The following is a 25918-nucleotide window of genomic DNA, read 5'->3' as shown; positions in this document are numbered from 1 at the left end:
CCGGCTTTTTTGAATTTGATGATGATTGCTACACTTGTAGTATTTTAAATTAATTTAAAAGGAATTAGTAGTGAAAAATGACTCCTATATCTTATTTTATTTTAAAGATAGGTTGGTGGAAAAATTAAATCATATTTAAATTATTTTAAATATTTTAGTCATGGAAACGGGGAAACGGTTAATGATTTCCTCTCAAAAAAATTATATTTTCTTTTAAGCAAACACACATTTTTAATGTTGAAAAACATTAAATTTGCCACACATATTATGGATAAAAACACGCAAAAAAAACAACAGGAATCGCCTGAAAAGGGCAAATTTTTATCGAAGCCGAGAGTGTTCTTCGGTCTTACTTTTATACTTTTTTCCGTCGTTCTTACCTTCTCTTTTGTTTCATATCTCATGAACTGGAAGGCAGATCAGAGTCAGGCAGGAACCATGCTGGATAAAAGCATAAAATCTTCGAATCTTTTCGGGAAACTCGGCGACTGGCTCGGAAATATTTTTATTTTTGAAAGTATCGGAGTGGCTTCCTTTATTATTGCATTTTTATTTTTGGTGTTCGGGACCGTTATTCTTAAAAAGAAAATGTTCAAACCCTGGAAAACCGTTGGCCATTCTTTGTTTTTCATCTGCTGGTTGCCCATTTTCTTCGGTGCTGTTACCAAAGGCCAAGGGGTTCTTAGCGGAGTGTATGGGTATCAGATTATGGATTCGCTCAACGCCATCATCGGTACAATCGGTCTTTGGCTGGTTCTGGTGGCGAGTATTGCTTTATATTTTATTTTGGAATTTAATCTTCGCCCGAGTTCTATCAAGTCAAAATTTAATGATATTAATGAAAATACGATTGGCAGGGTAAAATCTATGTTTCCTAATTCTGACGAGAATTTTGAAGCGGATGACGAACTTATTGAAGAAGCTGAAAATACAGAAATTAATCCATCTAAAATTACCGTTACAGAAACTTTAAAATCTAAAAAAAATAATGACGCTCTTGAAGTTCCTGCCGCTTCAGATGTTGAAACGATCGTCACACCAAATAAGACCTCTTTCGAAGAAGATAAAAATGATTTTTCACAATCATTGCATTTAAATTTAACCCCAAAACCTTCAGTTCCCGTATCAACTCCGGAGCAGGCTTTTGATATTAAATCTACAACTTCTACAGCCGTTGCGACAGACGATAATATTAAATTTAAAGTAGAAGTAGCTCCTGTTATTGATATTCTGGATGATTCTGACAGAAAATCACAGGAATTGGTAGAAAAACATGGTCTGTATGATCATAAGCTGGATCTTGCGAATTTCCAGATGCCAACTGTAGATTTGCTGAAAGATTACGGAAACGAGGAAATTTCTATTAATAAGGAAGAATTAGAAGAAAATAAAAATAAGATTGTCGGATTGCTGAAAAATTTTAACGTAGGAATTGCGGAAATTAAAGCAACCATCGGTCCGACAGTAACATTATACGAAATCGTTCCGGAGGCGGGAATTCGTGTTGCGGCCATTAAAAAACTCCAGGATGATATAGCCCTTAATCTTTCGGCTTTGGGAATCAGGATTATTGCTCCGATGCCGGGCAAAGGTACGATCGGTATTGAAGTTCCGAGAAAAAATCCTACGATGGTTTCCATGCGTTCGGTGATTGCTTCACAAAAATTTCAAAATACGGATATGGATCTTCCGGTGGTTTTCGGTAAAACAATATCCAATGAAATTTTCATGGCCGATCTTTCAAAAATGCCTCACTTACTGATGGCAGGTGCTACAGGGCAAGGTAAATCGGTGGGGATTAATGCGATTTTAACTTCTCTCCTTTATAAGAAACATCCGAGCGAATTGAAATTCGTTATGGTAGATCCTAAAAAAGTAGAGCTTTCATTATATTCAAAAATAGAAAGACATTATTTGGCAAAACTTCCGGATGCTGAGGAAGCGATTATTACAGATACAAATAAGGTAATCAATACCCTGAATTCTCTTTGTATTGAGATGGACACAAGGTATGATCTGCTTAAAAATGCATTCTGTAAAAATTTAAAAGAATACAATAAAAAATTCACTGAAAGAAAACTTAATCCTGAAAACGGTCACCGTTACTTACCCTATATTGTTTTGGTGGTTGATGAGTTTGCAGATCTGATCATGACTGCAGGAAAAGAAGTTGAGCTCCCGATTGCGAGATTGGCGCAGCTGGCCAGAGCGGTGGGTATTCACCTGATCGTTGCTACACAAAGACCGTCTGTAAACGTTATTACGGGTATGATTAAAGCAAATTTCCCTGCAAGAGCGGCATTCAGAGTAATTTCAAGTGTAGATTCAAGAACGATTTTAGATTCTCCAGGTGCAGATCAGCTGATTGGTAAAGGAGATATGCTTTATTTTAACGGAAATGAAATCTTAAGGCTTCAGTGTGCTTTCGTAGATACACCGGAAGTAGAAAGGCTGGCTGAATATATCGGCGAGCAGAAAGGGTATGCTTCGGCATTTATCCTTCCTGAATATGTATCTGAAGATTCTTCGAGTAGCGTAGCTGCTTTTGATCCTAACGAAAAAGATGCGTTGTTTGAAGATGCGGCAAGAATTATTGTTTCCACACAGCAAGGCTCTACATCAATGTTGCAGAGACAGTTAAAATTAGGATACAACAGAGCAGGTAGAATTATGGATCAGCTGGAAGCAAGCGGCATTGTTGGAGGATTCAATGGGGCGAAGGCAAGGGAAGTTTTGATCAGTGATCTTCATTCTTTGGAACAGTTTTTGGAAGATTTGCGCAGTTAAAAGAATAAACTGATATTTTAGTTTAACTTTCAGCATTTGAAAATGTCTAAAGATTAAAAGATTTAAATAAAAATGAAAAATATTATTTCAAAAATTATAGCAAGCAGTCTGGTTGTAGGAGCGGTAAATATTGCCAATGCGCAAAAAATTGATGCAAAGGCTAAAAAAATATTGGATGATATCACGGCAAACTATAATTCCAAAAAAGAATTCTTATTTCAAATTTTCTTTCGGAACAGGAGCCAGCGGACAGATTTCCAAAACAGAGCCTGGAATTTATTACTCCGCCGGAGATAAGTACAAATTAAAGATCATGGAAACTGAACAGATCTTTGATGGCAGCAAAATTTATAATATCAACACAGAAGATATGGAAGTGACGATTGCCAAACCAAATGGAAGCGGCTCTATGTTCTCCCCTATCAATTATCTTTCGACTTACAGAAACGACTATAACGTAACTTATAACGGAAAGAAAAACGTAAATGGTGTGAGTACGGATTTTATTAAACTGACTCCTGTAAAATCAAACGGAATAAAGTATGTATATCTCTTTGTAGATTCTGCAAAGAAGCAGATGGTAAAACTTGAACAACATGGCAGCAATCAGGATGTTGCGGTGATTGCCATTAAAGAGTACAAGGAAAACCAGAATCTTGATCCGGGAATGTTTGTGTTTGATAAGAATAAATTCAAAAATTATCTTATTACCGAGCTTTAAAAAATAAAATCGTAAATGGGTAAGGTTAAACCTTTTCTTCTAAAGGTTTTTACGGTTCAAAATTTGGCGATTTCAATTATTATAAAAATTTCATAAAATATAAAAGCTGCAAAGGAAACTTTGTGGCTTTTTCATTAATTTTGGCAAATGTTAAAAATACTAGACCGATATATCATAAAAACTTTCTTCGGACCGTTTTTCTTTATATTCAGCGTACTGTTTTTCATATTTATTGTGAATATTATCTGGGTTCAGCTAGGCCAGTTCATGGGGAAAGGGCTCAGCACTTTTCAGATTGTCAAGTTGCTTTTCTACCTTGGAGTGAGCGTTATCAGTATGGTTCTGCCACTTACCATTCTTTTGGCGAGTATTATGTCTTTTGGAGAATTCGGCGAACGGTACGAACTTGCAGCCATGAAGGCAGCAGGAATTTCTCTGACGAGAGTTATGGTTCCTTTACTGGGAGTGACGGTTATTCTCTCGGTCATGCTTTATTTTTTCTCCAATAATATTATCCCGGATTTTCAGCGGAAAGCAAAAAATATGCTTTTCAATATTGCTCAGACAAAACCGGCACTCAATTTTACGCCGGGACAGTTTATTGATCAGATTCCGGGTAACATGGTTAAGTTTGATAAAATTTATGGCGAGAACGCAGAAAATATCGAAGGCGTTTTTGTTCATAAAAAAGCAACGAGCTATGAAAATCAACAGACAATTGTTGCAGAAAAAGGAAAATTTGTTCCTGCAGCCAATAATAATTACCTTAAGCTTGTACTTTACAACGGATATGTTTACGAAGATAATTTTGCCGGAAAAGCAGAAAATGTTCGTCTGAAGCAGCCGGATCAGGCAATTAAATTTGACTCACTGGTTTCGCATTTTGACATTAGTGAAATTATTAATAAGGCGATTGAAGAGGAAAAGATAACGGATGATTATCGTTTTCAAACATTCAACCAACTGAACAAAACGATCGATCAGACCAAAAAAGAAAATGATAAATTCTTTACGAATATCAATAATGATGTCTTGAGTCAAACGAATTCGATAATGACCTATATGGATGCCAAGCAAAATAAAGCGAAGGTAAAACCGAAGCAGATTTTGAAACTTGATACTGTAAAAGGCGACAAAAAGCTTGATATCATCAACAATGCCTACAGCAGGCTGGATAATCTTAAAAGTACTCTGGAATCTAAGAACAATGAGATTGATCCCGGTGTGAAATATTACAGTAAAGTAGTGATTTATCAGCAAAGAATCGTCACCTACTCTTTTACCTGTATTATATTCTTTCTGATCGGTTCAAGTCTTGGATCTATCATCAGAAAAGGGGGAATGGGGCTTCCTGTGATTATTGCGATTATCATTTTTATTATATTTTATGTAATTAATGTAGGTGTGGAGAATATGGCATGGTCAGGAAAAATTAATCCTTATCTGGCTGCTTGGGTTCCCAATCTCGTTCTTTTTCCTTTCGGGATTTGGATGACCTATAAAGCTTTGACAGATTCTCAGTTATTCGATGCAGAAAAATACAAAGCATTCTTCAAACCCATTACAAAGCTATTCGTCAAAAAAGAAGAGCATAAAAGATATCAGTAATTCAGCATTACTTTAAGAGATTCGGGATTTTTTCCGGATCTTTTTTTATTATAAACCTGTTTAAGCTAATATTGAATTTAACCGCAAAAGTTATAAAAGACAAATTTAAAAAGTTTTTTATGAGCTAATCAAAGTTTTCAAAAGAACAAAAATCAAAGATTTTTAAAACTATTGTCAGCTTTTTTCTTATGATAGAAATTTTTAATCTTTTGTAACTTTTGTGGTTAAATAAAAAACATTGTTTATTTAAATATTATCACAGCATATTTTTTGTATATGTTAATGGAACCAAAATATTGATCTATATGAAAATTACAGTTCTGAGTCTGAGTTTACTACTGGTTATGTCCTGCAAGAAAGAAGGAACAAAAACATTGCAAAATAGTGATTCAAAAGATAGTTTAACGGTAAATAATGATTCTTTGCAAGTTCCGGTTGATTCTATAAGAAGTATTGCTGATATCAAAAAAGAGTATGAAAATGTCAACAATTTATTAACTTCAAAAAAGCTTGATTCAACAACATTTACCTATAACTGTGATGAAAGAGAAGGCGAAGTTACCCTTTATTATCAGGACAAAAAGCTTAAAGTGGTAAAGGATTTCTATTCTGAACACAGTCATTTTTCTTCCTCAACAAAATATTTTGTGAAAGATGATCAGGTATTTTTCATTTTTAATAATGAAACCGTCTGGAATTTTGATGATGACGGAACTCCTGAAAGGCCGGAAACGAAAGACGATATTAAAGAAAAACGAATATACATTTTGAATAATAAAGCGGTACAGTGTTTCGAGAAAAATTATTACGTACGGTCTAAAGGAAATAATCAGGATCCGGGCAGTATTGCCAATAAGGAAACGAAATGTGATATTTTGGAATTGATGAAAACATATCAGCTTATCCTGAAAAATAAAGATAAAAATGGGAATATTAACTGCCTGTAAAAACAAAAGCGGCTTCGAAAGAGCCGCTTTTAATATTTGAAATTTCTGAATTATACTTTCATAATTTCAGCTTCTTTTACTTTAAGATGCTCATCACAGATTTTCACATATTTATCGGTAAGAACCTGAATATCTGCTTCAATGCCTTTGATCAGGTCTTCAGATACGCCATCAAGTTTTTTAAGTTCTTTCAATCCGTTCTGTCTGGCATTTCTTACCACGACTTTTGTGTCTTCAGTTTCTGCTTTTGCCTGTTTTGCCAGTTCGCGTCTTCTTTCCTCCGTTAATGGCGGGACGTTAAGAATGATGTTGATACCGTTGTTGGAAGGTGCAAAACCAAGATTTGAATTAATGATTGCTTTTTCAATATCATTAATCGCTTTAGAATCCCAAGGTTGAATAGAAATCGTCATTGCATCCGGAATAGAAACATTCGCAACCTGATTGATCGGTGTCAGGGCTCCGTAATATTCTACCATTACATCCTGAACCATATTGGTGGACGCACGTCCGGCTCTGATTCTCTGAAATGCATGATCCAGGTGCTTAACAGCTGCTTCCATATCGTATTGTACAGACTCTACTATAAGATCTAATTCTTCCATTATATAATAAAAATTTGATAAGTTACACATACTAAATAGTTTTTGATTATCAGTAAATTACGATTCTGTGAGTTCGTTACAAAACGCTTATTTTTTACTGTTTTTCTTACTATTTTTTACTGCTTCCAAAGATAGTAAAATATCCGGAAAATGCTATTATAGCTAAAAAAATTAAAATTGAGAAAATTGAATTTTGGAAAGGAAAAATATATATAAAAAGAATAAGTAAATCTATTTGATATGGCTTTTGTTCATTAAATATATTATGAATAAAAATAAGCTCCAAAGTCTTGAGACAAAGGAGCTTTATAGATTTAGCAAAGTGGCGGTGGTGAATCCGGACATGTTGTATTTCCACAATAACCGGGATCCCAAGATCTACAGCAACCTTTTGTTTGATTCCAATCATTACACCCTAGAGGTGGCCTTCCACCCTGAATGGTTTTCAATTCTTTCTTCGGCAATTTTCTTAGATTTTTCATAATTAATACTTTAGTTGATTGTAAATCAAATATAATAAATTTCTCCTTACAGAGATTTAAATTTTTAAATAATTTATTATAAATCAAATCATCTTGTTGAAATGAAATCTGTGTCTGAAATATTAATCGGTCCATGAATTTTAGAAAGTTGCAGAGCTTTATGAAAAATGCCCGAATATTAGCTGTTCAACTAATATTCGGGCAATTAATTTTTTATGAATTTAAGAAGCGGATATACTTAATAAGTAATCTCTAAACTACAAATCAACTAAAGTACCAACGTTTTCTCCATCAACAATCTTTTCAAGATTTCCGTCTTTGTTCATATCAAAAACAATGATTGGTAATTTGTTCTCATGGCTTAAAGTAAATGCTGTCATATCCATCACTTTAAGATTTTTAGCATACACTTCGTCGAAAGATAATGAATTATATTTTACGGCATTTACATTTTTTTCAGGATCGCTGTCGTAGATTCCGTCTACTCTTGTTCCTTTTAAAATTACATCAGCTCCGATTTCGATCGCTCTTAATGTTGCTGCAGTGTCGGTCGTAAAATAAGGGTTACCTGTTCCAGCTCCGAAGATCACTACTCTACCCTTTTCAAGATGTCTTACCGCTCTTCTTTTGATAAAAGGTTCAGCAACTTTATCCATTTCAATGGCAGATTGAAGTCTTGTCTTAATTCCTGCATCCTCCAGAGCGCCCTGTAGTGCCATTCCGTTAATTACGGTTGCAAGCATTCCCATATAATCCCCCTGCACGCGGTCCATTCCTTTTGCCGCTCCTGCCACACCACGGAAAATATTTCCTCCTCCAATCACAATGGCAATTTCGCAGCCCTTGTCAACTACTTTTTTGATCTCAGCTGCGTATTCCTGTAGCCTTTCGTTGTCAATACCATATTGTCTGTTCCCCATCAAGGCTTCACCACTAAGTTTCAGAAGGATTCTTTTATATTTCATCTTTATTTTTAAATAACTTTTATTTGTTGGTCGGTTAGAAATTTGACTTTGCAAATATAATCATTAATAATATTGATTTTTAATTCTGCATTAAATTTTTAAATGTTCCTTTTTAAGCTGTTTCTATAGACCGTTTTTTAATAAAAATGACGAGCCTTTAATATTTAAAATGACACAAAAAACAAGGTATTTTCACAAAACTCAAATATTTACTCGTAAATAGTGCGATAAATATTTTGACAAGTACGAAAAAGGATTATTTTTGCATTAATAATAAACTGAATTGAAGAAAATTATCATTTTTTCATTATTTCTGTCAGGAATTGTTTCTTATGCGCAAACAGGAACAAACGTTTATCCGTTTCTGAATATTCCTGTATCTGCAAGACAGGCTGCGTTGGGCGGTGATGCCATTTCTGTAAGAGATCATGATGTTTCCTTTGCAATTGCAAACCCATCTTTGCTTAATAAAGATTCTGATAACCAACTTTCTGTGAATGCAACGGCGTATCTTGCAGATTCAAAATACGGAACAATAGCGTATGCCAGAGATTTTGACAATGGCCATATGGCGACGATCAATGCGCGCTATATGAGCTATGGGGATATTCCAAGAACCGATGAAAGCGGCTTTGAAAACGGTACATTTAAAGCTTCTGATGTTGCTATTGGTGCAGGATATGCCTATCAGTTTGAGGAAGACTGGACCATTGGTGGTGGATTGAATTTTATCACTTCCAAAATTGACAACTATACTTCTTCTGCCATTTCAGGAAACGCCGGAATTACCTATCATAATAAAAAGAATAAAGAAACAGCTTCTTTGGTCTTCAGAAACTTCGGCTATCAGTTCAAATCTTTTAACGGTACAAGAGAGAATCTTCCTTTCAGGGTAGATTTAGGATATACAAGGATTTTAAAGGCGATTCCTTTGGCGATTACCATTACGGCACACGATTTACAGGAATTTAATATCTCTTCTCAATACAACGTCAACGGTCAGGAAGTAAATGCCGGAAGGAAAATTGCCGACCACTTCTCTCTTGGTGCAGAACTTTTTCCTGAAAAAGGATTTAATATCAGACTCGGTTATAACGTAAAACGAGGTAATGAACTTGCAGTGGCAGATCAGAGAAATTTCTCGGGCCTTTCCGCCGGATTCGGAATTAAATTGTCAAGATTCCGTATTGATTATGCTCATGTAAGATACCATAACTCCTCAAATGTCAACCAGATCGGGGTTTCTATAGATCTTACCAGTCATGCAGGATATTAGATTTCAACCATAAATTTTATGCTTTAGAAATTAATTCATAAGATTTTAGATGTAAACAAGTTAATTTAAAATAAAACAGAAACCTTAAGAAATATCTTAGGGTTTCTTGATTTTTAAGAAAATTTCTTGAAATTTGCAGTATGAAAAAACCTGTAATAGCGATCGACGGGTACTCGTCTACCGGAAAGAGTTCTATATCTAAAATCATTGCCGAAAAGCTGGGGCTTATCCATCTTGATACGGGTGCGCTTTACAGAGGAGTTACCTGGTTTGCACTTCAGAATTGCCTGAATGAGGACGGATCTATAAATATTCAGAAGTTATTCTCTTCTTTCGATCAAATCGACCTTGAATTTAAAAATGATGGCGGAGAATTAGTTCTTTTTCTTAATCATATCGATATTTCCAAAGCTATCAGAACAAATGAAGTGTCAGAAAATGTAAGTTTTGTCGCAAAACAAAAAGAAGTAAGGGATTTTCTTCTTCAGGCGCAACGTTCTTTGGCAGAAAAAGGTGGTATTATTATGGACGGACGTGACATCGGGACAGTCGTTCTGCCAAATGCTGACTATAAATTTTTCATGACAGCAAGTATTGATGAAAGAACAAAAAGACGTTATCAGGAACTTCTCAGTCTTGGAATTGACGCGGATGAAGAGCAGGTGAAAAAAAATCTCATTATACGTGATAAGATTGATAGTGAGCGGGAAATAGCTCCTTTGAAGAAGGCGGATGATGCTGTAATTATTGATAATACTCACCTTTCTAAAAAAGAGACGATTGAAAGTATTCTGTCTCATATCAAAAATTTTTAACATTTTTAATTGATTAATGTCTCCTTTGGTATATTAATTGTACATTTATTAGCAAGTAAAACTAGTATTATTAACTAATTAAAAAAAACGAAAATGTCTAAAAAAAACAATACAGCGGGTATTTTGGCAGGACTTCTTGCAGGTGCTGCGGCGGGTGTAATTTTAGGAATGCTTTATGCTCCGGAAGAAGGTAAAGAAACCAGAAAAAAATAAAAGATAAGGCAAATGATCTTAAAGATCAGGCTAAAAACAAATACGGAGAAGTTTCCGAAAAAGTGAAAGATCAATATGGTAATATTTCTTCTACTTTTAAAGAAACAGCAAATAACGTTGCTCACACGGTGAAAGACGGATATGACAAATACAAAGATCAGATTGTTTCAAAGACTGCAGATGTTGTAAAAAATGTAGAATCTGAACTGAATGATCTAAAATCATAATAATTTATTTTTAAGATAAATTATCACAAGGAACTTTATAAACGAAAGTTCCTTTTTTTGTAACTTTAAAGAAAAACAATGATTGAAACTATTAAAGAATACGCATCGAAAAGAATTGATCTGCTGAAAATTGAAGCCACAGAAAAATCATCACTTTCGGCCGGAGTCATCACATACTTTGTCTTAATGCTGGTTGCCTTTGGTTTTTTCATTATCCTGTTCAACTTTGGGATCGCATTCCTGATTGGAAAAGCATTGGGAAACAGTTCGTACGGGTTTCTTATCGTATCAGCATTTTACTTCGTGATTATGATGATTCTTATGATATTTAAAAAGAAACTCGTAAATTATGTGGCAGATCAGGTTATTAAATTTTTAAATCATTAAACTATGGGCAGAAAGTATGAGAGCTTAGAAGAATTAAGAAGAAAGAAGAAACTTTTGAGACAGGAAATAGACGGTCTTGAGGATCTTCTGACATTCAAAAATACAAAAGAAAGTTTGAGTGCGTTCACTAATGGTTTAACCGATCAGTACCTGCAGGAAAAAGTAGATGAAGATGGTGACGAAAAAGTGGTACTGAGAAAAGACGTAATTGCTAAACAGATCACTTCTGAGATAAAGGGAGCGCTTATCAATAAAAATACAGCAATGGGAATTGCAGGCTCTGCTTTCAAAGGAGATGCGGTAGATACATTAATCAAACTGGGAGTAACTGCTATCGTAGGAAATTATGCAAGGAAAAGCCTTAAAAGCTCAAACTGGAAAAGAAAAGTTGCAGGAGTTGCTTTAATTTATCTTGCTCCGATCGCATTAAGATTTGTAAGAAAGAAACTGGAAAATTACCAGAAAAATCAAAGTGTTTCAAGCATGGAACAGCTTATCTGAAGTTTTAGAGTTGGAGAGTTATAATGTTTTAGAGTTGATATCAATCACTTTACACTCCAACTCTATTACTCTCTCACTCCGAACAATTGCCCTAAAATAATTCCCGCCGCCATCGAAACATTCAGGCTTTCGGTAGACTGAGACTTTCCGAATCTTGGGATCATAAGGCTTTTTTCTATATATTCTTCTGTTTCAGGGCGCATTCCATTACCTTCATTTCCTAAAATAAGATTCATTTTTTCAGGTTTTTGAAATGAGTAGATGTTTTCTCCTTCCATATCTGTTCCGATATTGACGTTTTTTGTCTCAGAAAGATATTCCCCCAGATCTTGGTAAATGATATTCACTCTGGTGAAAGATCCCATACTTGCCATAATAACTTTCGGATTATAAAAATCAACAGTATCTTTGCTGCAGATAATCTGTTCAATACCAAACCAGTCTGCCAGGCGTATAATTGTTCCCATATTTCCGGGATCTTGAATTCCGTCAAGAACCAGCTGAAGGTCGCTGTCATCCAATTTTTTTTCTTCATTAAGATAACAGACGGCTACAGAATCTTTTGGATTTTGCAGAAAACTGATTTTTTTTAACTCATTTTCAGAGATATGGGTGATAGACATATCCGGGCGGTCCAGTTTTTGCGGATCGGTAGAAAATATTTCTTTAATTTTAAAGTTAGAATTAAAAAGTTCAGTGATTGTTTTATTGCCTTCAACCAAAAACAAATTGTATTTTTGCCTGAACTTCTTTTTATCCAAAGATTGTAAAATTTTTATTGTATGAGCTGTAAGCATTATAAGAATTCTCCTCAAAAGTATTATAAAATTATATCATTTGCAACATTTGTAGGTCTCCTTTATGCTTGTAGTACCACCAAAAAGGTTCCTGAAGGGGAATATTTGCTTGTCTCCAATAACTTTCAATTTGAAGATAAAAAGGCTCCTTTTGATAGTGAGCTTAAAAACTATGTACAGCAAAAACCCAACAAAAGGCAGTTCCTTTTTATGCCGCTCAGCTTATGGCTGTACAATGCTGCAAATCCTAAATACGACACCCTTCTCAATGAATACATGACCTATCCTAATGAACTGAGAAATCAGAAACTGAGAGATTCTCTTTTCATTAAATATAATATGAAGAGCAGTGTCGGCAAAAGTTTGTTTTTCGACAGGCTGTATCACAATTGGGGTTCTGCACCCGTAATTCTTGATCAGACAAAAACTGAAAAAAAGTGCAGAGTCAATAGAGAAAAGACTCACTTACCGTGGCTATTGGGATTCGGAAGTTAAATTTAAACATGATCTTGATTCAGCTTCAAAAAAGGCTGCCGTTACTTATTTTATTACCCATAGAGATCCTACGTATATCAAGGAATATTATTACAATATTACAGATCCGAACGTAAAGAATATTTATCAGCAGAAAATAAATGAAAGCCTGATTAAGCAGGGACAAATACTGGATCAGACGGTTCTTGAGAAAGAAGTTACAAGAATTAATGACCTTATGAAAGACTATGGTTATTATAAATTCAATAATCTTGGTGATGAGATCTATTTTGTGGCAGATTCCCTTAAAAGCAGAAAACAGGTTCCTTTAACCCTTGAAATTCATAAAGATTCTCTCGACAGGCCTTATAAAATTTCTACGATCGGAAATATAGATATAGCTATTGTTGATGAAATGGGAGATTATCCCAAGAATACAAAAAAAGACAGCCTAAGAGGAATAAGATTTCACAAAGTTAATAATCAATACAATTCAAGGGCGATCTGGCGCGCTATCACTATCGGAAACAAACAGGTGTACGACCAGAAAAAGTTTGATCTTACGAGACGAAACCTTTTGGCTATGAATAATTTCAGTATTCTTAAATCAAGGGACTCTTTAAGACACGGTGGCGGAGCTGTTCCCAATGACAGCATCATCGATGTAATGTATGTTCTTAAACCACTTCCGAAATACGAGCTGAAAGTAGGTACGGACATCAACTATTCTCAGCTGCTGAATCTCGGAGTGTCTCCTTCTGTGGATTTGACTACAAGGAATATTTTCGGAGGTGCAGAAAATCTTTCTACCAGTCTTGCCGGGACATTCGGATCGATAAGGAGTACGAAAAATATCGACAAAAGAGTTTTAGCTTACGAAATTTCGGCTCAGGCTTCTTTAAGTTTCCCCAGATTGCTGCTGCCATTTGATTACTACAAATTACTGCCTAAAAAATACAGCCCTACTTCATCGATTGTACTGGGAGCTTCGGTTCAGAATAACATAGGTTTGGGAAGAGTCAATTTTAATACAGGTTTAAATTATCTTGCAACGGTAAACGATAAAGTTTCTCACAGGCTGACTTTATTCAATACTCAACTGAGTTTGACCAAAAATAAAGACGCTTATTATGATTATTTTGTAAATGACGAAGCGATCAGAAGTGAAATATTTGACGATTATTTTGCCTTTAAACCTTCTGTAGCGCAAGATTTCAGTGCAGGAAAACTGACAATAGATGAAGTTTCAAGGTTGATAACGCTGGATCAACAGTATGCATCAGGGCTTAATCAACAAGGAGCTGACAGATTTATTGCCTTTGTAGGCTCGTTGATTAATAAAGACCGTCAGACACAGGATGTTCTGATTTCTTCATTCATCTATAATTTTGTTTACAACGAAATCGGTAAAAAAGATTATCCGAATTCTTTTTATTTTAATGGAAAAATAGAACTTGCCGGAAATATCTTCAGTATTTTTAATCAGAAAAGAAATGACGGCGGAGTTATTACCAGTCCGGAAAGGACAATTTTTGGAGTTCCGTATGCTCAGTTTGTGAAATTCGATTTTGACGTAAGAAAATATTTTAAATTTAATAATAATACTCTTGTTCTCCGCCAGTTCGTGGGCGTTGGGATTCCGTATGGAAATTCCTCCAATATGCCTGTAATACGATCATACTTTAATGGTGGTGCTAATGATATCAGGGCTTGGATTCCTTTTGGCGGCCTTGGTCCTGCAGGTTCACAGATTGACGAAAGAGTTCGTACTTTCATGACGGAAAATATGAAACTGACAACCAACGTTGAATTCAGAGTTCCTTTTAATAATACATATGAGGGTGCCCTTTTCACAGATATCGGTAACATTTGGGCTTTGAAAACCACCAATGACGGATCGGGGGACGAATTTAAATTTAACAGTTTCCTAAAACAGGTCGGTATCGGCAGTGGTTTCGGATTAAGGGTAAATATTGCTTATATTACACTGAGACTGGATCTTGCTTATAAAATGTACGATCCCAACAAACCGGAAGGAGAGCGTTGGAGACTGAAATATTTCCAGCCATTTAAGCCAACCCTGAATATCGCATTCGGATATCCTTTCTAATCAGGAGAAATACCCAATGCAAAATAAACGACAGCAACCGTTCTGGCCAATATTTCCCTAAACTGGTTTCTGTAATAACTTTCAGGTTTTGTAACATCCTGAGCGTCAAATCCAAGAGCATTCATATTATTATTTCTTGCAAAAAGCAATGCCCGAAGGTTATGAAATCCCTGGGATACAATAATTACATTGTCTTTTTTGTAAACATCTTTACAACGCAGGATGCTTCTGTAGGTATTAAATCCTTTCGGATCTTCTATGATAATTTCTTCCGGTACGCCTTCCTGATAGATCAGGTAGTTTTTCATAGCGGCCGGTTCATCATATCCCCTGCTTTTTTCACCGCTTACAAGGATTTTCCTGATCTTTCCGTGATGATACAGCAATGCGGCAGCATCCATTCTTTTTGTAAAATAAGGATTGGATGCACCTGATCTCATTTTTGGTGAAGTACCTAAAACCAGTGCCACTTCTCTCGGCGGAATTTTGGATATTTTGTTATAAGTCCGTCCGTCCGTGAGAGCAAATACCCATGCATTGGCAAGACATATCAGCAGAATCATCATTTCTGTTGATATGAAAATCAGGTTAAATATGTTTTTAATTATTCTCAACTCAGATCAAAGTTAAGCTTTATTTTCTTGCTTTTTTGCTATCGACATACACGCAAGGATATGTCCTTTTTCCTCTTCCCTTTCTGTTAAATACTCGTTTTCCAGCAATTCCACTTCACCTTCCTCAAGAATACACTCACAGCTTCCGCAAATCCCAGACTTGCATGAGTACGGAACAGCAAATTTCTGAATTAATAACTGCTGTAAAATCTTCTCTTTATTATCCGGTAATTCTGTAAAATATTTTTTGCCAAGCATTTTAAATTCCACATCAATATTTTCAATCAAAGGAAATTCTTTTTCTACAGGATAAATATCGTCATTATATTCCTCAAAAAGCTCAAAATGAATGTTTTTCTTAGGAATTCCGTGGTGATAACAGGCATTTGCCAACGTTTTGATCATGTCGCCTTTGCCACATATCAATACTTCATCGACCGCATCCCAGATAGTTGATTCTTCATCGGTATCGTCAAGGTGCAGAATTTGGTTAATGATTAGATTTAATTTTTTATCATCGAGCCTTCCATGAAAGAAAGTGTTTGATATTTTTTCCTGTGAATAGAAGTAAAATATCTGAAGTCTTTCGCCACAGTTTCTGGCAAGATTATCCAGTTGTTCCCGATAAATCAGATCTTCACGGGTTTTGTTACTGAAAAAAAGAAAAAGTCTCGTTCTCGGTTCGTTATGAAGAATATTTTTAAAATGACTTAAAATCGGGGTAATTCCTATTCCTGCAGCAAAACCTACAATAGTTCTGAACTCACTTGGTTTTGAAACAAGCGTAAACCTTCCGCCCGGCTCGCTCACCAGTAATTCATCACCGATATTATAATTTCTGAATAATGCTGAAGCATCGCTTTCCGGAGAATTTATTTTTATCCCTAAAGCAATCTTTTTCTCGAATGGCGCCGATGTCATCGAATAATCTTTGATAACATCTTTGGCGTGGGAATGAAATTTTATGCTTACGAACTGCCCTGCATCAAACTTAAAATTCTTCTTCAGGCTCTCGGGAATTTCAAACTCCAGTGAGAAAGTATTTTTGGTCAGTTCTTCCTTTTTCGTTATTTTTAACCAATGAAACTTTGTAAGTTTCCCTTTATAGATTTGTTGTTCCATACTTCAATTCAAAAATAGATAAAAAATAATGAAAAAGATAATCTTATCAACGCTTTTCTTCGTATCTCTCTTCAGTTGTAAAAAGGAGGATACAAAAACAGAAGACGGCAAAATGGCTGCAGATTCTGCTTCTGTATCAGAAAACTCCAAAGCTCCTGAAGCTTTGAAAATGCTGACCTCTCAGGAAACTTCGGCTTTTTTAGGTAAAAAGAATGACACGCTTTACGTTACTAACTTTTTTGCAACCTGGTGCGGACCTTGCGTAAAGGAAATTCCTCATTTTAAAAATAAAATACAGGAACTGAACGGAAAACCCGTGAGAATTACATTTATAAGTCTCGACAACAAGGAAGACTGGAATACAAAAGTCTCTCAGTTTGTGGATGAACAAGGAATCCGGAAGAACACGGTATTGCTTGATGGACAGAGTCTTGAAGGTAATTTTTTTGCAACCAATTTTAAAAAATGGGATGGCGGAGCAATACCGTTTACATACATGAGAAAAGGCGATAAAACTGACGAAACCCTTGGAATGATGAGCGAAGAACAGCTCAACGAAAAAATCAATTCTCTTTTAAAATAAACGTCAGACTTTTATGTCAGATAAATTTAAGATCCTGTGTTCGGTTTTATTGCTTGCTATTCTATTGGCAATGGTAATTAATCTGAATACAGGATTTTTAAGTTTAAATTTTCAGGATTTCTTTACAGAGTCTTCTAATAGCCTTATCGCTGAAATTCGTGTAAACCGTGTTTTGGTAATGCTTTTAGCCGGAATTTCAATTCCTACGTCAGGATTTCTTATGCAGGAATATTTTCAAAATCCTCTTGCAGGTCCTGATATTCTGGGCATTACTTCTGTGGCAAGTCTTTCCGTGGCATTTTATATATTTTTTTCATACAATATTGTGCTGCCGGATTTTCTCCAGAATACCTTTCTGAGCTTGTCGGCCATTATCGGAAGTATGGTTTTGATGTTTCTTTTGCTTTCTGTTTCCAGCCGGTTTTATGATAAATCTTATCTGATTATATTTGGTTTTCTTGTTTCCGCTTTTGCAGGAGCTATCGTTTCGCTGCTTCAGTTTTATGCAGAAAATCAAAGTTTAAAAAATTATATTCTATGGTCTTTCGGAGCCAATAATATGGTTTCCCGAAATCAGATTTATGTATTGTCAGTTTTAATTTTTGGAGGATTACTCATCTGTTTTAGAACCATAAAACCTTTGATCGGAAATTCTTTGGGAGTATCCTACGCGCAGAGTTTAGGTGTTAATTTAAATCAGCTGAAGATCCTCATCATTGTATCTTCTTCACTGCTTTCGGCATCAGTTACCGCATTTTTGGGTCCTATTTTATTCATTGGTATTATTATTCCTCATTTCTGCAGACTGATCTACAATCCTTCGAAGCTCTGGCAGCAATGGATATTAAATATGCTATTGGGAATGTGTATTATGCTTATATTTTCGATTATAGCAGAGAAAACTCAGATTCCTATCAATGTGATAAGTTCTATCTTCGGAATTCCTGTTATTCTGATGATGCTTTTGAGACAGAATAAAGGATGAAAAATGAATGTTGAATTTAAGTTATATAAAATATTTAGCATTTTGTCATTTTGTAGAATCTAAGTTAACTTTACAGATAACAAAATAATATAAGGAAATGAAATCTGTCTAAATCCGCGAGAACTCCGGGCAAATAAAAAAGAAAATGCACCTACAAGTCAACCAAGCAAATATAGGCTACAATAAGACCTTAATTTCAAATGCAACAGCCAATTTGAATTTGGGAGAAGTATGCTTGTTAATTGGTAACAACGGTGTCGGGAAAACAACATTAATCAAATCTATTTTACATCAAATTCCTCTTTTACAGGGAGAAATTTATCTTCATGGTAAAAATATCAAACATCTTTCAGTGAAAGAAATAGCGGAAAATATTGCTGTTGTATTTTCAAAAGCTGTAATTCCACAGAATTATACGGTTGAAGATCTCATTTCGTTGGGAAAATACATTCATTATCCGTTTTATTTTGAGCTTAATAAAGAAGACCGGAATGAAGTTTCATCGATTATTGAAGAATTGGACTTGCTTCAGTATAAGGACACTTTACTTAAAAATCTTTCGGACGGCAATCTTCAAAAGGCTTTTATCGGAAGGGCCTTTACACAAAATTCACCTGTTATTATTCTTGATGAACCTACAACGCATCTGGATGAGAAAAACAAAGTTATGATCCTGAAAATTCTCAGAAAATTAGCTTTGGAGCATCAGAAACTTATTCTTTTTTCATCTCATGACTGGCGTTTAGCTAAGGAATTTGCCGATAAAATATGGTATATTAAGGATAATCAATTATATACAGGAATTGTAGAAGATGTTCTCTTGCAACATGATGAGCTTACGAGTCCTACTTTATTTCAGATGAATGAAAATTTCGTTCCTCCAAACATTGTTGCTCCTTACGTCTACAAGGAAATGCTATATTCACTTTTGCAGAAAAATTTTCCTATTGACCTTTCTTTATTGACCTTCGAATTTAAGGATTATTGGATTATCTCTCATTTTAAAGATAATTATCAATGTGAATCTTTTGAAGAAATTGTAACTTTATTGAATACCATTTATTAATATACATCTTTCTTTATTAACTTGATATATTATGCATGCATAGTATTATGCTAGTCATATCAATTAATCCATTTATTTTCAACGTATTAACAAATTTTAACGTAAATAAATATTATGCATGCATAATATTTTACTAAATTTGAGTAAAACCTTGATATCGTAAAATGATGGATAACAAAAAAGATAAAATAGAAAACGTTGATTTAATTCTTAAACAAACCTGGCTTGCTGTTTCTAAGATGTACACAGAAATGGCTCAGGAACATGATTCTACGGCAGTACAGGCACTTACTCTTCTTAAAATAGATCCTAAAGAAGGAACCAGAAGCACCAATTTGGGACCAAAAATGGCTATTGAGCCAACTTCTCTCACAAGAATTATTAAACTTCTTGAGGATAATGGATATATATATAAAGAAAAAACAACTACAGACAAACGTGAGGTTATTATAAAGCTTACAGATAAAGGCCTGAATTCAAGAAATATGTCAAAAGAAGTGGTTGTCAACTTCAACAAGAAGATCATGGAGAAAATTGCTCCCGAAAAGCTTGAAACTTTTAAAGAAGTGATGACCGAGATCATGAAAATTGCCACAGATCTAAATAACAGAAAATAACATAACAAATCAAATAAATCAAATGAAAAGAAGAATCAAACACGTTACAGTTCTTGGTTCAGGAATTATGGGAAGTGGTATCGCTGCGCACTTTGCCAATATTGGCGTACAGGTTTCGCTGTTGGATATCGTTCCTTTTGAACTTACTGAAGCGGAACAGAAAAAAGGTTTGACCAAAGATGATAAAGCGGTAAGAAACAGAATCGCGGCAGAAAACTTTGAAAAACTGAAAAAAGCAAGTCCGGCTCTACTCTATTCTCCGAAATTTGCGGACAGAATAAAGATCGGTAATTTTGATGATGATCTGTCAAAAATAAAGGATACCGACTGGATTATTGAAGTTGTTGTTGAAAGGCTGGACATCAAAAAATCTGTTTATGAAAAAATAGAACAGTTCAGAAAACCAGGAACATTAATTTCTTCCAACACGTCCGGGATTCCTATTCATCTTTTAACGGAAGGTAGAAGTGATGATTTTAAGTACTATTTTGCAGGAACACACTTTTTCAATCCGGTGAGATACCTTCCTCTTTTAGAGATCATTCCTACCAACGATACAGCTCCTGAAGTGATAGATTTCTACATGAATTATGGAGCGAAATTCTTAGGGAAAACAACTGTTTTAGCAAAAGATACACCGGCATTTATCGCCAACAGAATCGGAGTTTTCTCTATGATGGATTTACTTCATAATGTTCAGAAATTAGGACTTACTGTTTCTGAAGTAGATAAATTAACAGGTCCTGTTATCGGTAGACCAAAATCTGCGACGTTCAGAACTGCGGATGTTGTCGGACTGGATACATTGGTAATGGTGGCAAACGGCGTTCGTCAAAGCGGAGCCGAAGCCAATGATTTCAACGATGTCTTTGCACTTCCTGATTACATCCAGAAGATGGTTGATAATAAATGGCTCGGTTCAAAAACACAGCAAGGTTTCTATAAAAAAGTAAAGAATGCAGAAGGAAAATCTGAAATTCACGGTTTAAATCTTGATACTTTAGAATACGAACTTCAGGGCAAATCTTCTTTTGCAACGTTAGAATTAACTAAAAATATTGATAAGCCGATTGACAGATTTAAATTGTTAATTGGCGGAAAAGACAAAGCCGGAGAGCTTTACAGAAAATCCCTGGGAGCGTTATTTGCTTATGTTTCGCACAAAGTACCTGAAATTTCCGATGAAGTTTATAAAATTGATGATGCGATGAGGGCCGGTTTCGGATGGGAAAATGGTCCGTTTGAAATCTGGGATGCCGTTGGCGTTCAGAAAGGTATTGAATTGGCTAAAGAAGCAGGTTATGAAGTTTCAGACTGGGTGAAAAATGTAGAAACTTTCTACAAAGTTAATGAAGAAGGACAAAGTATTTATGTTGATAAAAATTCAGGAGAATACAACAAAATTCCCGGACAGGACGCTTTCATTATTTTAGACAATATCAGAAAAAATAAAACGCTTTGGAGTAATTCCGGTGCTGCGATTGAAGATTTAGGTGACGGAATTATCAATTTCGAGATCCGTTCTAAAATGAACTCTTTAGGAGGCGAAGTTTTAGACGGATTGAACAGAGCAATTGATTTAGCTGAAAAAGAATATGACGGTTTGGTAATCGCAAATCAGGGAACTAATTTCTCTGTAGGAGCCAATTTAGCCATGATTTTAATGATGGCCATCGAGCAGGATTGGGATGATCTGAATATGGCAATTGCTTATTTCCAGAAATCAATGATGAGAGTTCGCTACTCCTCGATTCCGGTGGTTGTCGCTCCTCACGGAATGACCCTTGGCGGCGGATGTGAAATGACGATGCACGCCGACAGAGTGGTTGCAGCCGCAGAAACCTATATCGGATTGGTGGAAACCGGAGTTGGTGTAATTCCCGGTGGTGGCGGAACGAAAGAGCTTACGTTAAGAACCTCAAGGGAATTTCATAAAGATGATGTGAAAAACAACCGTCTTCGTGAAGCTTTCATGAACATTGCGATGGGTAAAGTGGCCACTTCGGCTTATGAAGCTTACGATATGGGAATTCTTGAGCATGGAAAAGATATTGTTGCCGTTGATAAAAGAACTCAGATCAAAACGGCCAAAATGCTGGCAAAAAGCTTAGCAGAACATGGCTATACTCAGCCAATCGAGCAGAAAGTAAAAGTTTTAGGTAAAGATGCATTGGGAATGTTCTATGTTGGAACCGACCAGATGTTAACCGGAAACTATATTTCTGAACACGACAAGAAGATTGCAGATAAATTAGCCAACGTGATGGTTGGAGGAAATCTTTCGGAAGAGACAGTCGTAACGGAACAGTATTTATTGAACCTTGAAAGAGAAACTTTCCTGCAGCTTTGTGGAGAAAGAAAAACATTGGAGAGAATTCAGTACATGCTGCAGAATGGTAAACCGTTGAGAAACTAAATAACCAAGGTAAAAGTAACCAGGTTTTTGAGCCCTGAAAGGGCGAAACAATAATAGAATCGGGTGAAACCCGATTGCAAACAAATAAAAAACAAAAAATGTCAAAGACAGCATATATAGTAAAGGGTTTCAGAACTGCCGTTGGAAAAGCTCCAAAAGGAAGTTTACGATTTACAAGACCCGATGTAATGGCGGCAACCGTAATTGAAAAATTAATGGCTGAACTTCCGCAATTAGATAAAAACAGAATTGACGACCTTATCGTAGGAAATGCAATGCCTGAAGCTGAACAAGGATTAAACGTGGCACGTTTGATTTCACTAATGGGTTTAAATACGGACAAAGTTCCTGGGGTTACGGTAAACAGATATTGTGCATCAGGAAGTGAGGCGATTGCGATTGCATCTGCAAAAATTCAGGCCGGAATGGCGGATTGCATTATTGCAGGCGGTACAGAATCCATGTCTTATATTCCGATGGGTGGTTACAAACCGGTTCCGGAAACGGAAATTGCTAAAACCAATCCGGATTATTACTGGGGAATGGGCTACACTGCTGAAGAAGTTGCAAAACAGTACAATATCACAAGAGAAGAACAGGACCAATTTGCTTTCGAATCTCATATGAAAGCTTTAAAAGCGAATCAGGAAGGCAGATTTGTCAGTCAAATAGTTCCGATTTCTGTGGAATACAATTTCCTTGATGAAAACCAGAAAATGCAGACTAAGAAGTTCGACTTCTCAGTGGACGAAGGTCCCAGAGCAGATACTTCTCTGGAAGGTTTGGCAAAATTAAGACCCGTTTTCGCCAACGGAGGAAGCGTAACGGCGGGAAATTCTTCTCAAATGAGCGACGGAGCGGCTTTCGTTATGGTGATGAGTGAGGAAATGGTAAAAGAATTAGGATTGGAACCTGAAGCGAGATTAGTTGCCTACGCAGCTGCAGGATTAGAACCAAGGATTATGGGAATGGGCCCAATTTATGCTATTCCAAAAGCTTTGAAACAAGCCGGCATGGAATTAAAAGATATCGAATTAATCGAGTTAAACGAAGCATTCGCCTCACAATCTGTTGCCATTAAAAAAGAATTAGGCTTAAACCCTGATATTCTCAATGTGAACGGAGGCGCTATCGCTCTTGGTCACCCGCTTGGATGTACCGGAACAAAATTAACTGTTCAGCTTCTTGACGAAATGAGAAAACGCGGAAACAAATACGGAATGGTTTCGATGTGTGTAGGAACGGGACAAGGAGCAGCGAGTATTTTTGAATTATTATAGACGAGAAGAACAAAGAATAAAGAGAAAAGACTAACAATGAAGCATAACTTTAAGAATCTAAATATCTGGAGACTCTCTATTGATTTGGCTAATGACGTTTATATTCTTACTGATCTTTTTCCAAAAAGTGAAGAATTTGGGTTGAAATCACAACTGAGGAGATGCTCTGTTTCTGTTGCTTCTAATATAGCAGAAGGCTCAAGTAGAAGTTCGAATAAGGATTTTAATCGATTTTTGGAAATAAGTCTTGGTTCTCTTTATGAATTGCAGACTCAAATTATAATTTCTTCAAACCGAAATTATATTGAGCCGTCAAAACTTGAAATTATAGAGAATAAAATAACAGAATTACAGAGAATGATTTCTGGCTTTCAAAAAAACTTGAAGTTTTAAGTCTTTTTTCTTTTCTCTTTATTCTTTAATCTAAAAAAGAAAAAATCAAATATTAAATGGGAAATATTGTAAAAGGGGGGCGAATTCTTAATCAAAGAAGTTCCTGCCAGCGAAATTTTCAGTCTTGAAGAACTGAACGAAGAACAAAAAATGCTTCGCGATTCTGCGAAGGAATTTATAGACAGAGAAGTAGTTCCGCAAAAGGAACGTTTCGAGAAAAAAGATTATGCTTTTACAGAAGAAGTAATGCGTAAGCTTGGTGAAATGGGAATGTTAGGTATTGCAGTTCCTGAGGAATATGGCGGTCTTGGAATGGGATTCGTGACAACGATGCTTGCTTGCGATTACCTTTCAGGCGTTACCGGTTCATTGGCAACCGCTTATGGAGCGCATACCGGAATCGGAACATTGCCAATTGTTCTATATGGAACTGAAGCTCAGAAGCAAAAATACCTTCCGGATTTGGCTACAGGAACAAAATTCGGAGCATATTGCCTTACTGAACCGGATGCAGGTTCTGATGCCAACTCAGGAAAAACAAGAGCAAAGCTTTCCGAAGACGGGAAACATTATATCATTAACGGACAGAAAATGTGGATTTCCAATGCAGGATTTGCGGATACTTTTACTTTGTTCGCAAAAATTGATGATGATAAAAATATCACAGGTTTTGTAATTAATCGTTCAGAACTGGAAAATCCGGGAAGCCTTACTTTCGGTGAGGAAGAACATAAACTGGGAATCCGTGCCTCTTCTACCCGCCAGGTTTTCTTTAATGATATGAAAATTCCTGTCGAGAATCTTTTAGGAGAAAGAAACAACGGTTTTAAAATTGCCCTGAATGCATTAAATGTTGGCCGTATAAAATTGGCTGCAGCTTGTTTGGATGCTCAGAGAAGAATTTTAAACCATTCTATTCAATATTCCAACGAGAGAAAACAGTTTGGAGTTTCAATTTCAACTTTTGGAGCGATCAGAAAGAAAATTGCTGAAATGGCAACGGGAGTTTTCGTAAGTGAGGCCGGTTCTTACAGAGCAGCAAAAAATATTCAGGATAAGATTGATGAACTGGTTGCTGGTGGAATGGATCATCAGGCTGCAGAATTGAAAGGTGTTGAAGAATTTGCAGTGGAATGTTCCATCCTTAAAGTTTTCGTATCAGATCTTGCCCAACATACAGCTGATGAAGGAATTCAGGTGTACGGCGGAATGGGATTCTCAGAAGATACGCCAATGGAAGCAGCATGGAGAGATTCAAGAATTTCAAGAATTTACGAAGGAACCAATGAGATCAACAGATTACTTTCAGTAGGAATGTTGATCAAAAGGGCAATGAAAGGAGAATTGGACTTATTATCTCCTGCAATGGCGATCAGTAAAGAATTGATGGGAATTCCGTCGTTCGATGTTCCTGATTATTCTTCATTTATGAGCGAGGAAAAAGCAATTATTGCAAATCTTAAGAAAGTTTTCTTAATGGTTTCCGGAGCAGCTCTTCAAAAATATATGATGGATATTGAGAAACAGCAACATTTATTATTAAATGCTTCTGAAATTCTTAACCAGATCTATATGGCAGAATCTGCTGTTCTAAGAGCGGAAAAACATTTTTCTCCTGAATCTGTGGAAGCAGCCATGGCTCAGTTAAACCTTTATAAAGCAGTAGAAAAAATCACTGTTGCTGCAAAAGAAGGAATTGTTTCCTTTGCTGAAGGCGACGAACAGAGAATGATGCTTTCAGGTTTAAGAAGATTTACAAAATATACCAACCATCCGAATGTAGTGGCGCTGACAGAGAAAATCGCTGCCCATTATATCGAAAAAGAAGCTTATTAGTCTTTTATATATAAATTTGATTTCAAAGCGTCTCAATTTTTTGGGACGCTTTTATTTTGCTGTAAGCTATATTTCATTTAAATTATTTTAA

General features: G+C 35.8%; 22 protein-coding genes and 3 pseudogenes. 19 read left to right on the top strand and 6 right to left on the bottom strand.

The annotated features are described in order from the left end of the window. Positions 1-267: 267 nt before the first annotated feature. The 4 genes and pseudogenes from AAHI02_RS02785 to AAHI02_RS02770 all read left to right on the top strand — a co-directional run bounded on the left by AAHI02_RS02785 (position 268) and on the right by AAHI02_RS02770 (position 6063). On the top strand, positions 268-2787 hold the full coding sequence (locus tag AAHI02_RS02785; protein WP_346986659.1) for a DNA translocase FtsK: 2520 nt from the start codon (positions 268-270) through the stop codon (positions 2785-2787). Positions 2788-2859: 72 nt separating this feature from the next. Next, positions 2860-3508, top strand: a pseudogene (locus AAHI02_RS02780) (outer membrane lipoprotein carrier protein LolA). A gap of 147 nt (positions 3509-3655) precedes the next feature. Beyond that, complete coding sequence (locus AAHI02_RS02775) at positions 3656-5116, top strand: LptF/LptG family permease (RefSeq protein ID WP_346985350.1); 1461 nt, start codon at positions 3656-3658, stop codon at positions 5114-5116. Positions 5117-5421: 305 nt separating this feature from the next. Further along, a complete protein-coding gene (locus AAHI02_RS02770; RefSeq protein WP_346985349.1) occupies positions 5422-6063 on the top strand; it encodes a hypothetical protein in 642 nt (213 codons plus the stop codon). A gap of 50 nt (positions 6064-6113) precedes the next feature. On the opposite strand, the gene frr is transcribed toward AAHI02_RS02770, so the two are convergent. From frr to pyrH, 3 genes are all read right to left on the bottom strand, one after another. After that, on the bottom strand, positions 6114-6668 hold the full coding sequence (frr, locus tag AAHI02_RS02765) for a ribosome recycling factor (RefSeq protein WP_346985348.1): 555 nt from the start codon (positions 6666-6668) through the stop codon (positions 6114-6116). 314 nt (positions 6669-6982) lie between these two features. Beyond that, entirely contained in the window at positions 6983-7150 is a 168-nt protein-coding gene (locus AAHI02_RS02760) for a hypothetical protein (RefSeq protein WP_346985347.1), read from the bottom strand. A gap of 257 nt (positions 7151-7407) precedes the next feature. Next, a complete protein-coding gene (gene pyrH, locus AAHI02_RS02755; protein WP_346985346.1) occupies positions 7408-8115 on the bottom strand; it encodes a UMP kinase in 708 nt (235 codons plus the stop codon). A gap of 283 nt (positions 8116-8398) precedes the next feature. Here pyrH and porQ point away from each other — a divergent pair, with 283 nt between their 5' ends. The 5 genes and pseudogenes from porQ (at position 8399) to AAHI02_RS02730 (ending at position 11534) form a co-directional block, all read left to right on the top strand. Further along, entirely contained in the window at positions 8399-9391 is a 993-nt protein-coding gene (gene porQ / locus AAHI02_RS02750) for a type IX secretion system protein PorQ (RefSeq protein WP_346985345.1), read from the top strand. Between the two features lie 140 nt (positions 9392-9531). Then, positions 9532-10206, top strand: coding sequence for a (d)CMP kinase (cmk, locus tag AAHI02_RS02745; RefSeq protein ID WP_346985344.1), 675 nt, complete (start codon positions 9532-9534; stop codon positions 10204-10206). A gap of 93 nt (positions 10207-10299) precedes the next feature. Then, a pseudogene (locus tag AAHI02_RS02740) lies at positions 10300-10646 on the top strand (YtxH domain-containing protein). Positions 10647-10724: 78 nt separating this feature from the next. Then, positions 10725-11033 (top strand): phage holin family protein, encoded by a 309-nt coding sequence (locus tag AAHI02_RS02735; protein ID WP_042722317.1) that lies wholly within the window; start codon positions 10725-10727, stop codon positions 11031-11033. Between the two features lie 3 nt (positions 11034-11036). Continuing rightward, a complete protein-coding gene (locus AAHI02_RS02730; RefSeq protein WP_346985343.1) occupies positions 11037-11534 on the top strand; it encodes a phosphoribosyl-ATP pyrophosphatase in 498 nt (165 codons plus the stop codon). Between the two features lie 65 nt (positions 11535-11599). Here the strand turns inward: AAHI02_RS02730 and AAHI02_RS02725 are convergent, their stop codons facing one another. After that, complete coding sequence (locus AAHI02_RS02725) at positions 11600-12331, bottom strand: RNA methyltransferase (RefSeq protein ID WP_346985342.1); 732 nt, start codon at positions 12329-12331, stop codon at positions 11600-11602. Here AAHI02_RS02725 and AAHI02_RS02720 point away from each other — a divergent pair. Next, complete coding sequence (locus tag AAHI02_RS02720; protein ID WP_346985341.1) at positions 12317-12826, top strand: hypothetical protein; 510 nt, start codon at positions 12317-12319, stop codon at positions 12824-12826. The genes AAHI02_RS02725 and AAHI02_RS02720 overlap by 15 nt on opposite strands. After that, positions 12744-14915, top strand: coding sequence for a BamA/TamA family outer membrane protein (locus tag AAHI02_RS02715; protein ID WP_346985340.1), 2172 nt, complete (start codon positions 12744-12746; stop codon positions 14913-14915). Before AAHI02_RS02720 ends, AAHI02_RS02715 begins: the two co-directional genes overlap by 83 nt. Here AAHI02_RS02715 and AAHI02_RS02710 read toward each other — a convergent pair. Both AAHI02_RS02710 and AAHI02_RS02705 read right to left on the bottom strand, forming a co-directional pair. Beyond that, positions 14912-15529, bottom strand: a complete 618-nt coding sequence (locus AAHI02_RS02710; protein WP_346985339.1) for an ElyC/SanA/YdcF family protein — start codon at positions 15527-15529, stop codon at positions 14912-14914. The genes AAHI02_RS02715 and AAHI02_RS02710 overlap by 4 nt on opposite strands. Continuing rightward, a pseudogene (locus AAHI02_RS02705) lies at positions 15526-16651 on the bottom strand (iron-sulfur cluster-binding domain-containing protein). Before AAHI02_RS02705 ends, AAHI02_RS02710 begins: the two are co-directional and overlap by 4 nt. A gap of 28 nt (positions 16652-16679) precedes the next feature. On the opposite strand from AAHI02_RS02705, the gene AAHI02_RS02700 reads away from it, so the two are divergent. The 8 genes from AAHI02_RS02700 to AAHI02_RS02665 all read left to right on the top strand — a co-directional run bounded on the left by AAHI02_RS02700 (position 16680) and on the right by AAHI02_RS02665 (position 25827). Continuing rightward, positions 16680-17234, top strand: a complete 555-nt coding sequence (locus tag AAHI02_RS02700; protein WP_346985338.1) for a TlpA disulfide reductase family protein — start codon at positions 16680-16682, stop codon at positions 17232-17234. A 13-nt stretch (positions 17235-17247) separates the two neighbouring features. After that, positions 17248-18219, top strand: coding sequence for an iron ABC transporter permease (locus AAHI02_RS02695; RefSeq protein ID WP_346985337.1), 972 nt, complete (start codon positions 17248-17250; stop codon positions 18217-18219). A 145-nt stretch (positions 18220-18364) separates the two neighbouring features. Beyond that, a complete protein-coding gene (locus tag AAHI02_RS02690) occupies positions 18365-19285 on the top strand; it encodes an ABC transporter ATP-binding protein (RefSeq protein WP_346985336.1) in 921 nt (306 codons plus the stop codon). Positions 19286-19452: 167 nt separating this feature from the next. Further along, positions 19453-19902, top strand: coding sequence for a MarR family transcriptional regulator (locus tag AAHI02_RS02685; protein WP_346986658.1), 450 nt, complete (start codon positions 19453-19455; stop codon positions 19900-19902). Positions 19903-19924: 22 nt separating this feature from the next. Then, the gene (locus AAHI02_RS02680) at positions 19925-22318 is read left to right on the top strand and encodes a 3-hydroxyacyl-CoA dehydrogenase/enoyl-CoA hydratase family protein (protein ID WP_346985335.1); all 2394 of its coding nucleotides are present in this window, start codon (positions 19925-19927) and stop codon (positions 22316-22318) included. Positions 22319-22416: 98 nt separating this feature from the next. Continuing rightward, positions 22417-23598: an acetyl-CoA C-acyltransferase gene (locus tag AAHI02_RS02675; RefSeq protein ID WP_346985334.1), complete on the top strand. Its 1182-nt coding sequence runs from the start codon at positions 22417-22419 to the stop codon at positions 23596-23598. A gap of 36 nt (positions 23599-23634) precedes the next feature. Beyond that, positions 23635-23991, top strand: coding sequence for a four helix bundle protein (locus AAHI02_RS02670; protein ID WP_346985333.1), 357 nt, complete (start codon positions 23635-23637; stop codon positions 23989-23991). Positions 23992-24081: 90 nt separating this feature from the next. Beyond that, positions 24082-25827 (top strand): acyl-CoA dehydrogenase family protein, encoded by a 1746-nt coding sequence (locus AAHI02_RS02665; RefSeq protein WP_346986657.1) that lies wholly within the window; start codon positions 24082-24084, stop codon positions 25825-25827. The last annotated feature ends 91 nt before the right edge of the window (positions 25828-25918 follow it).

The sequence above is a fragment of the Chryseobacterium sp. POE27 genome, assembly GCF_039727685.1.
Classification (GTDB): Bacteria; Bacteroidota; Bacteroidia; order Flavobacteriales; family Weeksellaceae; genus Chryseobacterium.
The sequence above is the reverse complement of the archived record's forward strand: the minus strand, read 5'-3'. Positions and strand labels throughout refer to the sequence as shown.

What these genes read in the sequence shown, in the direction of transcription:
- cmk (WP_346985344.1), top strand. Translation starts at nt 9,532, where the DNA reads ATGAAAAAACCTGTAATAGCGATCGACGGGTACTCGTCTACCGGAAAG.
- AAHI02_RS02695 (WP_346985337.1), top strand. Translation starts at nt 17,248, where the DNA reads ATGTCAGATAAATTTAAGATCCTGTGTTCGGTTTTATTGCTTGCTATT.
- AAHI02_RS02725 (WP_346985342.1), bottom strand. Translation starts at nt 12,331, where the DNA reads ATGCTTACAGCTCATACAATAAAAATTTTACAATCTTTGGATAAAAAG.
- AAHI02_RS02680 (WP_346985335.1), top strand. Translation starts at nt 19,925, where the DNA reads ATGAAAAGAAGAATCAAACACGTTACAGTTCTTGGTTCAGGAATTATG.
- AAHI02_RS02690 (WP_346985336.1), top strand. Translation starts at nt 18,365, where the DNA reads ATGCACCTACAAGTCAACCAAGCAAATATAGGCTACAATAAGACCTTA.
- AAHI02_RS02670 (WP_346985333.1), top strand. Translation starts at nt 23,635, where the DNA reads ATGAAGCATAACTTTAAGAATCTAAATATCTGGAGACTCTCTATTGAT.
- AAHI02_RS02700 (WP_346985338.1), top strand. Translation starts at nt 16,680, where the DNA reads ATGAAAAAGATAATCTTATCAACGCTTTTCTTCGTATCTCTCTTCAGT.
- AAHI02_RS02775 (WP_346985350.1), top strand. Translation starts at nt 3,656, where the DNA reads ATGTTAAAAATACTAGACCGATATATCATAAAAACTTTCTTCGGACCG.
- AAHI02_RS02720 (WP_346985341.1), top strand. Translation starts at nt 12,317, where the DNA reads ATGAGCTGTAAGCATTATAAGAATTCTCCTCAAAAGTATTATAAAATT.
- AAHI02_RS02685 (WP_346986658.1), top strand. Translation starts at nt 19,453, where the DNA reads ATGGATAACAAAAAAGATAAAATAGAAAACGTTGATTTAATTCTTAAA.
- frr (WP_346985348.1), bottom strand. Translation starts at nt 6,668, where the DNA reads ATGGAAGAATTAGATCTTATAGTAGAGTCTGTACAATACGATATGGAA.
- AAHI02_RS02675 (WP_346985334.1), top strand. Translation starts at nt 22,417, where the DNA reads ATGTCAAAGACAGCATATATAGTAAAGGGTTTCAGAACTGCCGTTGGA.
- AAHI02_RS02735 (WP_042722317.1), top strand. Translation starts at nt 10,725, where the DNA reads ATGATTGAAACTATTAAAGAATACGCATCGAAAAGAATTGATCTGCTG.
- AAHI02_RS02730 (WP_346985343.1), top strand. Translation starts at nt 11,037, where the DNA reads ATGGGCAGAAAGTATGAGAGCTTAGAAGAATTAAGAAGAAAGAAGAAA.
- AAHI02_RS02770 (WP_346985349.1), top strand. Translation starts at nt 5,422, where the DNA reads ATGAAAATTACAGTTCTGAGTCTGAGTTTACTACTGGTTATGTCCTGC.
- pyrH (WP_346985346.1), bottom strand. Translation starts at nt 8,115, where the DNA reads ATGAAATATAAAAGAATCCTTCTGAAACTTAGTGGTGAAGCCTTGATG.
- AAHI02_RS02760 (WP_346985347.1), bottom strand. Translation starts at nt 7,150, where the DNA reads ATGAAAAATCTAAGAAAATTGCCGAAGAAAGAATTGAAAACCATTCAG.
- AAHI02_RS02785 (WP_346986659.1), top strand. Translation starts at nt 268, where the DNA reads ATGGATAAAAACACGCAAAAAAAACAACAGGAATCGCCTGAAAAGGGC.